Consider the following 12,574-nt stretch of genomic DNA (forward strand, 5'->3'; position numbering starts at 1 on the left):
AAACCAAGCGTTTTTCAATTCTTCTTTAACTAAAGCAACTGTAGCTTTGTAAATTAATAAGTACATTAATTGTGAAAATGGGAATGACAATAGTATTATTAATACATATCAGAAAATTTCATTACATTCATAAGGGGATTGTCATGATTTACATCGGATTAACAGGGTGGGGAGACCACGATGATTTATATGAGGGCATAAGACAACAGGAGAAGCTATGGACCTATAGTAGTCATTTTCCTATTGTTGAGGTCGATTCTTCGTTTTATGCGATTCAACCTGTTCGTAATTATGAAAAGTGGGTCCGTGAAACCCCTTCGTCTTTTCAATTTATTGTGAAAACATACCAAGGAATGACAGGTCATCAGCGAGGAGAAATTCCATTTCAATCGAAAGAGGAAATGTTTGAAGCGTTTATAGAATCCATCCAGCCACTAGTACGAGAAAACCGTTTAGCGATGGTTCTTTGTCAGTTTCCTCCTTGGTTTGATTGTAAAAAAGAAAATGTTCAGTATTTACGCTATGTTAAAGAGCAGCTTCAGTCTCTTCCAGTTGCGCTTGAGTTTCGTCATCAATCATGGTTTGCAGAAGACATCAAGGAAAAAACGCTACGATTTATGAAGGATAAGCGGTGGATTCACAGTATTTGTGATGAACCACAGGCTGGTCAGGGTAGTATACCGATCGTACTAGAAGCAACGGATGAAAACAAAACACTCATTCGTTTTCATGGTCGAAATCATTATGGTTGGCGTGATCCAGGAGAGGGGAACTGGAGAGATGTTCGTTATTTATATAATTATAACGATCAAGAATTAAATGAATGGGTAGAAAGAATTCGCTTATTAGAAAAGTCGACAAAGGACCTCTACGTTCTTTTTAATAACAATTCTGGTGGGGATGCAGCTGGAAATGCAAAACGATTTCAAACGATGCTTGGGGTTGAGTATGAAGGGCTTGCTCCAAGACAATTAAAATTATTTGATGATGGAAGTTTCCCTTTATAAGAACAGCAAGAAAGTTGGCGGATATGTATGGAATGGTTGTCATTAGTTGTCATCGGTCTTATTGCAGGGACATTAGGCAGCTTGATGGGGTTAGGTGGAGGAATTATTGTTGTACCTGCCCTAATGTTACTTAGTGGGTACATAAGTATATTAGTTGGAGTTACCCCACAAGTTGCTGTTGGTACTTCATTGTTAATTATGATTTTCACAGGGTTGTCTTCAACACTTGCTTATATTAAGCAGAAAAAAGTAGATTTTATAAGTGGATCCATCTTTTTGGTCGGCAGTATACCTGGAGCTTTATTTGGCGTATATTTAAACAAAGGCATTGATGTTTCTAGTTTTCTTATTTATTTTGGTTTTTTTATCATCATCGTTTCATTCATCTTAATGGTTAGAGAACATTTAAAGCCGATAAAGGTAGGAAATAAAGGGATAAAAAGAGAATATGTGAACGAGTTAGGTGAAACGATCCACTACGGATTTAGTCCATGGCTAGCCATTCCGATTTCGTTTATCGTTGGAATGTTATCAGGGTTATTTGGAATTGGTGGTGGTTCTCTTATGGTACCTGCGATGATCTTACTTTTCGGTTTTCCAGCCCATTTGGCAGTTGCGACTTCCATGTTTATGATCTTTTTCTCGGCTATTTCTAGTTCGATTTCTCATATTGTGTTAGGGAATGTTGATTGGCTTTATGCACTGGCATTAATTCCAGGTGCATGGATTGGTGGAAAATTAGGAGCTCAGATTGGTCAGAGATTAAAAAGTGATACACTGATTATGATTTTGCGAATTTTTTTAGTCATTATTGGTGCACGATTAGTGTGGCAAGGAATGACAATTGTATAAGTTTTTCTATCTTCCTCGATGAGGAATCTTTTATTTTTACACTATAAAAAGGAGGCTTTTTGAGTGTCTTCTGAACATTCTTTGTTTATTTATCATACGAACGATATTCATAGTTATTTTGAACATTGGCCGAAAATTGACCAATTTATTAAAAAACGTCGTAATCTGCATTTCAGAAAAAATGAAAACATGCTGTACTTTGATATTGGTGACCATGCTGATCGTTGTCATCCAATGACCGATGCAACAGATGGTCAAGGTAATGTAAAATTACTAAATGAAATCGGTGTTCAAGCTACGACGATCGGAAATAATGAAGGGTTAACGTTTTCTAAAGAGACTTTAAATCAATTATATAAGGACGCGACCTTTCCAGTACTAGTAGCCAATTTACTAGATGAAGATGGTGAGGTGCCGTTTTGGGCAAAGTCCTATCATTACATACAATTAGACAACAGTTTGAAAATTGGTCTTATCGGTGTAACTGCGCCATTCTTGCCTTTTTACGATAAGTTAGGATGGACCATTCAAGATCCATTTGAAATCTTGCCTCATTTGGTAGCAAAAGTGCGTGCGGAATGTGACATCGTCATTTTATTATCTCATCTAGGCTTTCCTGCAGATGAAGAAATTGCAGAGCATATAGAAGGTATTGATATTATATTAGGCGCCCATACTCACCACGTATTACAATCAGGGAAAAATGTGAAAGGAACGCTAATCGGTCAAGCTGGTAAGTTTGGCTATCATGTTGGCCAAATAAAGCTTACGATTCAATCAGAAACGAAAGAAATTGTGGAATTTGAAATGGCAGCAATTGAAACGAAAACAATGCCACCATCACCGCAAACCACTAATTTATTAGAGAGATTACAAGTAGAACAAGAAGAAATTATGAGTGAAGAGGTTGTCACGTTATATAGTGACTTGTCTGTCGATTGGTTCAAACCATCGACAGGACCGATCATATTGGCTGAAGCATTAAAAGAATGGTGTAAAACCAATATAAGTATGGTCAACGCTGGGGTCCTTCTCGAAAGTATTCCAGCGGGAAGAGTGACAAGAGGAGATATTCATCGAATATGTCCACACCCGATTAATCCAGCTGTTGTTAAGTTACGTGGGGATCGTTTAAAAGAAACCATTCTTCATTCGTTTACTGAGCGTATGCAACGTCTAGAATTAAAAGGTTTTGGCTTTCGGGGGGAAGTTTTAGGAAGAATGGCCTTTTCAGGTATTGATGTTCAAACAAAAAAATTAGGAGATAACGTTGAACACGTAGTGGGCATTTATATTGATGGCAACCCGATTGACCCGAAAAAAGAGTATGAATTAGCGACGTTAGATATGTTCACTTTTGGTAAATTGTATCCAGCGATCGCCGAATCTACTTCAAAGGTTTTTTATATGCCAGAACTTCTTCGTGATGTTTTGCTTTGGAAATTAAAGCAAAATAGGTAATCGTCCAACCTTTGCACTTTTTCGTTTGTTTTTCATATTGTAATAGCGAGGATAAGTCAAACGCCTTCATCGAAGCGACAACTTCATGAGGGAAGTTCAAGCGATTTGTTTTCATAGGAAGCCAGTTTTCAAGTAGAACCCCTATGGGAGCGAAAGACAATGTCCGAAAAACGAAGGAGTGATTTAAGTGCTTGAAATGGATCCGATTTCAATCGATGGTCATACCTTCATTGCTGTTACACTTAAGCTTCCAAAAACCAATTTTATGGCAGTCATGAGTGACAAAGGATATATTATGTGCGGAGCACTAGACATTGCATTGTTAAACGAAAAGCTAAAAGAACGTAAAATTATTGCAGGTCGTGCAGTCGGTGTCCGAACGATTGAACAATTATTAGATGCTCCACTTGAGTCAGTGACATTAGAGGCTGAAGCTGTAGGTGTGAAAGCAGGGATGAAAGGTAGAGATGCATTGTTAAAAATGCTATAAATAAAAAAGAAAAGTTCAAAAAGAATGAAAACTAGCGGCTTTGAAATTCTTTTCAGCTCTTGTTATTTTCTTTTTGAACACGGATTGCAAGAGGCCAATGTATTTTCATTGGCCTCTTTTGTATCAGGCTAATAGACCTATAAATAAATGTCGTTTTTTTCCAATATTATGAACCGTAGTCCTGAATTTTTGAAGAAACCTAAAAGTTAGTTAACAGATTTAGGATCTAATGTTAACCTTAATATGTCGAAAAAAGATTAAATATGTAAATTATTAAATATAGTTGGTATATTTTGTCGTTTATCTAAGTACGGTTAAATTATTGAATTGTCTGGAATGGAAATTATGTAAAATTGAAGTAGGAGCCACTTTATGAGACTAGTATCTACCAAATCGCTTAAAGAAAATACTTACCTTGCTAAGCCGATCATCAATGATAGTGGGCAAGTTCTTTTAAAACAAGGTGTTCTGCTATCTTCCAGAATGATCCAAAGATTGATTGACCTTGGGATTACGTTTGTATATATTCAAGATAAGCTTACCGAAGATATTGAATCGACTGAAGGAATTGCTGCGAAAGTTCGAGTGGAAGCAACGAATACAATTAAGTCGGAGTTTAACCAAATATGCAAAGACATCAAATTACAAAAGTCGTTTCACAATGATCATTTAGGTCAAAATTTTTCAAAAGTGATTCGTTCGATTTTAGCTGAAGTAAAAGGAAATCCAAAGGCAATTTCTCTGCTTTCCGATGTTTATTTGTACGATTCTTATATTTTTACTCATTCATTAAATGTGACGATCTATACATTAGCGCTTGCAATAAAATTAAAATATAACGAAAAACAACTGATGGAAATTGGTCTTGGAGCGATTTTACATGATGTCGGAAAAATGGCGATTCCAACTAAAATCCTAAATAAACCAGGTCGTTTGGACCCTGAGGAATTTTCCATTATAAAAACTCATGCTCAAGTTGGGTATGAGATTTTGAAAAAACAACCGAATCTCTCTTTGTTAACTGCCCATTGTGCATTTCAGCACCATGAACGAATAAATGGATCAGGTTACCCCCGAGGTATTAAGGGAGATGAGATCCACCCTTATGCTAAAATTATAGGCATATGTGATGTATTTGATGCGGTTACGTGCAATCGAGTTTACCGAAAAGCGATGCTTCCTCATGAAGCGATCGAATTATTGTACTCAGGTGTCGGTACATTGTACGATAAAGACTTAGTTGAAGCATTCGCAAAATCAATTGCTCTTTATCCAGTTGGGATTACGGTAGGTTTAAGTGATGGGCGAGAAGGGATCGTTCTTAAACAAAATAAAGAACTTTCCACTAGGCCTATTATTCGAGTGATTAGCGAGAATAATCAACAAGTTGAACCGTATGATCTTGATTTAATGAAACAAGTGAATGTGACGATTACGAGCTGTGAAGCAGTATTAGCGAATGAATAAGCAAATAAACTAAAAGTTAAAAAAGGAGTTGCGTTTACGTTGAGTACGAATGAAATGAATTATCTTCAATTGTGTAAGTTTGTACTTGAAAATGGAACGAAAAAAGAAGATCGAACAGGAACGGGAACGGTATCCATTTTTGGTCATCAGATGCGCTTTGATTTAAACGAAGGATTTCCCTTACTTACGACCAAACGTGTTCCTTTCCGACTCATAGCTACTGAGTTGTTGTGGTTTATGAAAGGTGACACGAATATTCGTTATTTGCTACAACAAAACAATAATATATGGAATGAATGGGCATTCGAACGTTGGGTGATGAGTAAAGAGTACGAGGGCCCGAATATGGAAAACTTCGGTTTACGCTCACAACAAGATGAAGCTTTTAGATTGCAATATGAGGAGCAGTTAGAGGCATTTAAAAAACGTATTCTTGAAGATGATGATTTTGCTCGTAAATATGGTGACCTAGGACAAGTCTATGGTAAACAATGGCGTGCATGGGAGACGAGAACAGGAGAGACACTTGATCAATTAAAAGATGTGATCGAAACGATTAAGAAAAACCCTTCATCGAGAAGGCTTATCGTATCCGCATGGAATCCTGAAGATGTTCCGTCGATGGCATTACCACCTTGTCATACACTGTTCCAGTTTTACGTATTAGATGGGAAACTATCGTGCCAGTTGTATCAAAGAAGTGGCGATATTTTTCTTGGTATTCCGTTTAATATCGCAAGCTACGCCCTGCTCACACACTTAATTGCACATGAATGTGGTTTGCAAGTTGGTGAGTTTATTCATACATTAGGGGATGCTCATATTTATTTAAATCATGTGGAACAAGTGAAAACACAGTTAAGTCGAGAAACGAAACCACTTCCGAAACTTATCTTAAATGAAGATGTGAAGTCTGCTTTTGATTTTGAGATTGAAGATATTTCAATTGAAGGCTATGACCCTCATCCGACAATCAAGGCACCAGTTGCCGTTTAAACTGCACGTACGGCTATAAATAATACATTTATATATAACTCAAGGATAGGTTCATCCTTGAGTCTTTTTTAAAAGATAAGCATTTATAAAACTTTGTTTGCAAAAAGCGTAGTGGGCGTAACTAAAGAGCGTTCATAGTGCCCATCGAGCAAGGGAAGGAAGAAGAACGGTAACTATAAAGCGTTCATAGTGCCCAATCGAGCAAGGGAGGAAGAAGAACAGTAACTATAAAGCGTTCATAGTGCCCATCGAGCAAGAGAGGGGAAGAAAACAGTAACTATAAAGCGTTCATAGTGCAAAACTAGCAGGAGAAGGGAGGGCTGACTCTATTCATTTCGTCACGGAATAGTCAGTCGCATGCGCTTTTCTTGCTTAAGTACTTAATAAAGGAAGGGTGTTTTAATTGATTTCATTTTTAGTAGCTATGGATCGAAATTGTGTCATCGGTAAAAATAATGATTTGCCATGGAAATTGCCTGCAGATCTTGCCTATTTTAAAAAAGTAACGATGGGTCATCCGATTGTAATGGGCCGTAAAACATATGAATCGATCGGCCGGCCACTTCCTGGACGACAGAATATTATCATCACTCGAAATCAAGAATATACGGCTGAAGGCTGTACTGTCCTTCATTCGATTGAAGATGTTCAAAAAGTGATCGATCATCATGATAAAGAAGTGTTCATTATCGGCGGGGCGGAAATTTTCAAAGAAGCCTTTCCGATCGCTGACAAGCTCTACATCACTCATATTGATGAGGAATTTGACGGTGATACGTTTTTTCCAGAATTCAACTTGAGCGACTGGCATGAGGTATCGCGAGAAAAAGGGATGAAGGATGAGAAAAATCCATATGATTACTATTTTTCGGTTTACGAAAAGAAGAGAAATACACAGTAAGCTTATATAATTGATGAAGGCGCCAAACAAGCAGCGGCACACCTGCCAATTACATGAATGTATTCCAATAAAATTTAACAACGATCTCTATTACTTAATGAAAATAAGGTTGTCCCATTAAAATTAAGGTCAAGGCCGTCCCCCTTTTGCATATATTTTTGCAAAGGGGGTTTTTAGAGTGGTTCGTTTTAGACAGCGTGGGGTATGGAAAGGCCCTCTCCTTAAAAGAAAAAGAGGGAACGGTTTCCTCTTTAATCAAAACAAAGGGAGTATGAAAGGTCCGCTTCCATTTCGTTATGTTCTGCTATTATCTTTTGTTATTTTTATAGTTCTCACCGCACAAGGTTTATGGCTAGTAGAAAAAGGAATTCGGCCGACGCTTATTCACATTGCGAAGACAGAAACACAAGTATTAGGTACAGAAGCCATTAATGATGCGATTTCTAAAAAAATTGTAGAACAATTAGATATGGATGAACTACTGATCATTGAGAGAGATCAAAATGGAGATATTACGTTAATCACATTTAACTCTTCGATTGCTACAAGAGTCATGTCAGAAGCAGTACAAAGGGTGCAAAAGTATTTACGTTTGATGGAGCAAGGAAGAGTTCATGAACTTGGTCTTCCGGATGGTGTGGAAGTAGAGTTTAACGAAGAAGTGTACACGCAAGATGGAATTATTTATACAATCCCTTTAGGGCAAGCGACCAATAACGCATTATTAGCTCATTTAGGACCGCAAATTCCTGTACGATTTACCGCAATTGGGGATGTAAAGGCTAATATGAGGCATGAAGTCGAGAACACAGGTATCAATAATACGATGTTATCTTTGTATGTTGACCTTCAAGTCGATGTCAAAATCGTTATTCCATTTGCAACCGATATGGAAGTCGTTAAGACATCCATTCCTATTGGTATGACGTTAGTTCCAGGGAAAGTTCCCGAATATTACAATGTCGGTGGAACAGGTCCTGCACCTACGTTTATACGAGAATCTGATATTCAAGATGCTGTGAACAATCAGTGATTGTTGAGAAAGGGTGAATTCTTTATATCACGATACCTTGTTCTGTTTGCGAGATGTGTATGACTAAGAGTTCACTCTTTTAAAAAATAGAGCTTTACTTATCCTAACTTTTAGAAAAAATTACAATTGGCGTTTTACTAGAATAATGATATACTATAGCGTGGTTAAAGGAAAGTGAATAATTACACCTCATCAGTGTACGATGAGGTAGAGGCGCAAGTGCCATTAGTAGTCAGTTGGAGGATGACAACTGGGAGGATTGACGAAAGGGAAACTTGCCGAAGTGAAGGATTGCGTCTACAAACCTTTGCTGGGGTTACATTGAATAAGTGTAACACTGTCACAGTAGGTACTGTGGAGAACTACTTTAGTTGATGGGGAGCCAGAAACTGTTTATTCGAGAGGCTTACTCAAAAAAAGAGTCACCATTTCAACTGTGAAGTGAGTTGGCGCTTAAGAGTAGGCCTTTTTTTGGTTCCATTTCAAAAACAATAAAGGAATAGAACGACATCGATTTTCGCCACCTTGACGTAAAATCGTGTTTGTTTATCCAAACAATAGGAGGCTGTCAGATGGAAGCATCAATTTGGTCATTAATTCCTCCAGTCCTAGCGTTAGTTATGGTTATTTTGACGAGACGTGTATTAATTTCGCTCGGGACAGGAATTATTGTCGGTGCGTTATTACTGAACGGATTTGATCCGATCGGGAGCGTAACGCAAATATTTAGTATTATTGCTGCTATTTTTTACGTGGATGGAGCAATCAATGATTGGGAACTTTATATTATCTTTTTCTTATTATTACTAGGAATGCTGGCTTCATTAGTCGCACTTTCGGGTGGAAGTCGTGCCTTTGGCGAATGGGCATTAAAGCGTGTAAAAACAAGAGTTGGCGCACAATTAGTAACGGTTGTTTTAGGTATTATTATTTTCATTGATGATTATTTCAATAGTTTAACGGTTGGTAATGTGAGTCGTCCGTTAACAGACCGTCACCGGATTTCACGTTCAAAATTAGCGTATCTCGTAGACTCAACAGCTGCACCAATGTGTGTTATTTCACCCATTTCAAGCTGGGGAGCATTTATCATTACGATTATCGCAGGAATTTTAGCTACACATAGTGTTACGCAATACGAGGCACTTCAAGCGTTTTTACTTATTGTACCCATGAACTATTATGCGTTATTTGCGGTGTTGCTTGTATTAGCAGTAGCCTTGCTTAAACTAGATTATGGTGCAATGAAAAAGCATGAAACATTAGCAATGGAAACAGGAGAGGTTTTCGATAAAACAAAAGGAACACCTCCTGGGGAGAATATGGACGTTCAACCTGTTGATAATGGCAAAGTAAGAGACTTAGTTCTGCCGATTGTAACCTTAATCATCGGTACGGTTCTTTTTATGATCATTACAGGGATACAAGGGACAGAAGGCGATGCAACGGTTCTTGAAATTTTTGAAAATACAGATGTTGCAGCGGCTCTTGTTTACGGTGGTTTACTAGGTTTAGCTGTTGCTGTTATTTTAACGATGATGAAAAAAGTGTCTGCACGTGATTTTGGTGTTGGATTATGGGCTGGGATTAAATCCATGTTACCTGCCATCTACATTTTAATTTTCGCATGGACGATTATTGAGATTATCGGTGATCTTGGTACGGGAGAGTATTTAGCATCCTTGATTGACGGCAATATTCCTGTTGCTCTTTTACCTGTGATTGTTTTTATTATTGCGGGTGCAATGGCCTTTTCAACAGGTACATCTTGGGGAACGTTCGGGATGTTATTACCTATTGCAGGGGATATCGCAGCCACGTTAGATATTACAATGTTATTACCGATGCTTGCAGCTGTATTAGCGGGAGCGATCTTCGGGGACCATTGTTCACCGATTTCAGATACAACGATCTTATCGAGTACGGGAGCAGGTAGTCATCACATTGACCACGTCATTACACAGCTACCTTATGCCATTCTTGTGGCCGTTATCTCGATTGTCGGTTTCTTAGTGCTTGGATTTACTGGGAGTATGTTGCTCGGCTTTGTCGCATCATTCGTGGCATTTGCAGTATCCGTATTAGTTTTAAAAAGAATAGTGTAATGAATTAAATAGAGGCTCTATAGGGGGCCTCTATTTTTATTTTCTGCAGATGTAGAAGGATAATAAGTCAAAATGTAATAGAAGGGAAGGATATTCGTTTTTTTTCGACAAAACTCTTTACAAAGCAGGGTGAAATTATTATAATGAAATAACGAATTGTCTGAAAATTAGTAATAGAAAGGAGAAATTACTATTCGATTCGTAGTCATTAGGATCAATTACTATAAAATTCGTCAGAACCAAATATTCTAAAAATTTTAAAAATAATAAATTTAAGGTAGACTATCTAATAAAAAGTAGAATATACTTGCATTAAAGAGATAGAAAATTTAGAAAACTATAAAAAGAAAGGGGTTATGAAAAAATGAATGGACGTGAACAGTGGGGCACACGTGCTGGATTTATTCTAGCGGCAGTCGGTTCAGCAGTAGGTTTAGGTAACATTTGGCGTTTTCCTTATGTTGCGTATGAAAATGGAGGAGGAGCGTTCTTTTTCCCATATTTATTCGCATTATTAACAGCAGGGATCCCATTATTGATTATGGAATTTACGATGGGGCATAAGTATCGTGGATCGGCTCCATTATCGTATGCACGATTGAATAAGAAAACCGAATGGATTGGTTGGTGGCAAGTAGGGATCTCTTTTGTGATCGCGACCTATTATGCGGTCATTATCGCTTGGGCGATGGCTTATGCATATTTTGCATTGGGTCTACGTTGGGGTGAAGACACGCAAGGATTTTTATTTGGAGAGTATTTACAGTTAGCAGACGTTCCTGGTCAAGTTGGAAGTATCGTACCATCCGTATTTATTCCATTAGTAATCGTATGGGTTATTGCGTTAGGAGTTTTATTTAAAGGTGTTAAGAAAGGTATTGAAGTTGCTAACCGTATCTTTATTCCTGCTCTTGTAATTTTATTCTTAATTATTGTTATTCGTGCTTTAACTCTAGAAGGAGCTACTGTTGGTCTTGATGCATTTTTCAAACCGAACTGGAGTGAAATTATGTCTCCTGGTGTATGGGTAGCCGCCTATGGCCAAGTGTTCTTCAGTTTATCAATCGGATTTGCAATTATGATCACGTACTCGAGTTATTTAGGAAGAAAATCAGATATTACAAACAATGCTTTCATTACTGGTTTCAGTAACTCCAGTTTTGAAGTTTTAGCTGGGATCGGTGTATTCGCTGCTTTAGGTTTCATGGCGACACAAGCAGGTGTTCCATTAGATGAAGTTGCCGCTGCTGGAGTTGGGTTAGCGTTCGTCGTTTTCCCACAAATTATTAATACATTCCCAGCGCTTAACGGGCTGTTTGGTTTCCTATTCTTTGCTTGTTTAGTATTAGCTGGTTTATCATCATTGATTTCAATTGTGCAAACATTTGTTGCAGGTATTCAAGATAAATTCAAAGTTTCGCGTGCAAAAGCAGTAGCATTTGGTGGAGGTCTTTCAGCTTTAATCTCAATCTTGTTTGCAACACAAGGTGGTTTATACTTCCTAGATGCAGCTGATTACTTCATTAACACATTCGGTGTCGCACTTGCAGGACTTGTATCTGTAATTACAGTCGTGTGGTTTGTGAAGAAACTTCCAGAACTTCAAGGTCATGCAGACTCTGTATCTGATATGCGTTTAGGTTTATGGTGGAAAATTTGTTTAGGTTTCATTACGCCAGTTGTTCTAGGGTATATGGCGGTTCAAAACTTAATTGGAAATCTTCGTGATAACTATGAAGGCTATGCAACATCATTCTTACTCTATTCTGGATGGGGTGTTGCAGTCGCTGCGATCATCGTCGGATTTATTTTCGCTTCGATGAAGTGGGGGAAAAATGACTTAGAAATGCCAAAAGAAGAAAAAGGAGCTGACTTATAATGAGTGCAAGTGCAATTACAATGATGCTCGTTGGGATAGCCATCGTTTGGGGCGGTTTAGCTCTAAGTATCATAAATGCAGTGAAAGTTTCGAAAAACAAATAAGTGAAAGTGAAGGTTTCGTTTAGAGAAAAGGCTCTCAGGTAGTATCTGAGTGCCTTTTTGCATTGCGCGTTCCCACGAGAGAGAAACTCAACAGGGTTACAGTAACGAAAGACAAGCATTCGAGCCCGCGGGAGGAAAAATTAGGAAAAAAGTAACGAAAGAGCTACTATCGTACCCTAGCAAGGAAAAAATTAGAAGAAATAAGTATCAAAAAGATGCAATCGTACCCCAGATAAACTCAGCAACAAAACAGATGAACACAGGTCCAATAAAAAAACG

Annotated in this window: 11 protein-coding genes and 1 riboswitch; all 11 genes read left to right on the top strand. The window is 37.9% G+C overall.

Features of this window, described 5'->3' with window-relative positions; genetic code table 11:
- Positions 1-143 precede the first annotated feature (143 nt).
- Positions 144-1,007, top strand: coding sequence for a DUF72 domain-containing protein (locus tag BK574_RS20985; RefSeq protein WP_078429968.1), 864 nt, complete (start codon positions 144-146; stop codon positions 1,005-1,007).
- A 27-nt stretch (positions 1,008-1,034) separates the two neighbouring features.
- The gene (locus BK574_RS20990) at positions 1,035-1,859 is read left to right on the top strand and encodes a sulfite exporter TauE/SafE family protein (protein WP_078429969.1); all 825 of its coding nucleotides are present in this window, start codon (positions 1,035-1,037) and stop codon (positions 1,857-1,859) included.
- Positions 1,860-1,922: 63 nt separating this feature from the next.
- Positions 1,923-3,320, top strand: a complete 1,398-nt coding sequence (locus BK574_RS20995; RefSeq protein WP_078429970.1) for a bifunctional metallophosphatase/5'-nucleotidase — start codon at positions 1,923-1,925, stop codon at positions 3,318-3,320.
- A 196-nt stretch (positions 3,321-3,516) separates the two neighbouring features.
- Positions 3,517-3,810: a YunC family protein gene (locus BK574_RS21000; protein ID WP_420797001.1), complete on the top strand. Its 294-nt coding sequence runs from the start codon at positions 3,517-3,519 to the stop codon at positions 3,808-3,810.
- 372 nt (positions 3,811-4,182) lie between these two features.
- Positions 4,183-5,277: an HD-GYP domain-containing protein gene (locus BK574_RS21005; protein ID WP_078429971.1), complete on the top strand. Its 1,095-nt coding sequence runs from the start codon at positions 4,183-4,185 to the stop codon at positions 5,275-5,277.
- A gap of 54 nt (positions 5,278-5,331) precedes the next feature.
- Positions 5,332-6,273 carry a thymidylate synthase gene (locus tag BK574_RS21010; protein ID WP_078430935.1) on the top strand — a complete coding sequence of 314 codons (942 nt, stop codon included), beginning with the start codon at positions 5,332-5,334 and terminating at the stop codon, positions 6,271-6,273.
- 403 nt (positions 6,274-6,676) lie between these two features.
- Positions 6,677-7,174 carry a dihydrofolate reductase gene (locus BK574_RS21015; protein WP_078429972.1) on the top strand — a complete coding sequence of 166 codons (498 nt, stop codon included), beginning with the start codon at positions 6,677-6,679 and terminating at the stop codon, positions 7,172-7,174.
- A gap of 178 nt (positions 7,175-7,352) precedes the next feature.
- Complete coding sequence (gene yunB / locus BK574_RS21020; RefSeq protein ID WP_238458066.1) at positions 7,353-8,207, top strand: sporulation protein YunB; 855 nt, start codon at positions 7,353-7,355, stop codon at positions 8,205-8,207.
- Between the two features lie 200 nt (positions 8,208-8,407).
- Positions 8,408-8,580: riboswitch (Lysine riboswitch) on the top strand.
- A gap of 199 nt (positions 8,581-8,779) precedes the next feature.
- On the top strand, positions 8,780-10,312 hold the full coding sequence (locus BK574_RS21025) for a Na+/H+ antiporter NhaC family protein (RefSeq protein WP_078429973.1): 1,533 nt from the start codon (positions 8,780-8,782) through the stop codon (positions 10,310-10,312).
- A 364-nt stretch (positions 10,313-10,676) separates the two neighbouring features.
- Positions 10,677-12,191: a sodium-dependent transporter gene (locus tag BK574_RS21030; protein ID WP_078429974.1), complete on the top strand. Its 1,515-nt coding sequence runs from the start codon at positions 10,677-10,679 to the stop codon at positions 12,189-12,191.
- On the top strand, positions 12,191-12,295 hold the full coding sequence (locus BK574_RS21035; protein ID WP_078429975.1) for a methionine/alanine import family NSS transporter small subunit: 105 nt from the start codon (positions 12,191-12,193) through the stop codon (positions 12,293-12,295). The genes BK574_RS21030 and BK574_RS21035 overlap by 1 nt, the downstream gene beginning before the upstream one ends.
- Positions 12,296-12,574: the final 279 nt, after the last annotated feature.

Origin of the sequence: Alkalihalobacterium alkalinitrilicum (genome assembly GCF_002019605.1) — a bacterium.
GTDB classification, from domain to species: domain Bacteria; phylum Bacillota; class Bacilli; order Bacillales; family Bacillaceae_F; genus Alkalihalobacterium; species Alkalihalobacterium alkalinitrilicum.

What these genes read in the sequence shown, in the direction of transcription:
- BK574_RS21005 (WP_078429971.1), top strand. Translation starts at nt 4,183, where the DNA reads ATGAGACTAGTATCTACCAAATCGCTTAAAGAAAATACTTACCTTGCT.
- BK574_RS21035 (WP_078429975.1), top strand. Translation starts at nt 12,191, where the DNA reads ATGAGTGCAAGTGCAATTACAATGATGCTCGTTGGGATAGCCATCGTT.
- BK574_RS21030 (WP_078429974.1), top strand. Translation starts at nt 10,677, where the DNA reads ATGAATGGACGTGAACAGTGGGGCACACGTGCTGGATTTATTCTAGCG.
- BK574_RS20985 (WP_078429968.1), top strand. Translation starts at nt 144, where the DNA reads ATGATTTACATCGGATTAACAGGGTGGGGAGACCACGATGATTTATAT.
- BK574_RS21025 (WP_078429973.1), top strand. Translation starts at nt 8,780, where the DNA reads ATGGAAGCATCAATTTGGTCATTAATTCCTCCAGTCCTAGCGTTAGTT.
- BK574_RS21000 (WP_420797001.1), top strand. Translation starts at nt 3,517, where the DNA reads ATGGATCCGATTTCAATCGATGGTCATACCTTCATTGCTGTTACACTT.
- BK574_RS21010 (WP_078430935.1), top strand. Translation starts at nt 5,332, where the DNA reads ATGAATTATCTTCAATTGTGTAAGTTTGTACTTGAAAATGGAACGAAA.
- BK574_RS20990 (WP_078429969.1), top strand. Translation starts at nt 1,035, where the DNA reads ATGGAATGGTTGTCATTAGTTGTCATCGGTCTTATTGCAGGGACATTA.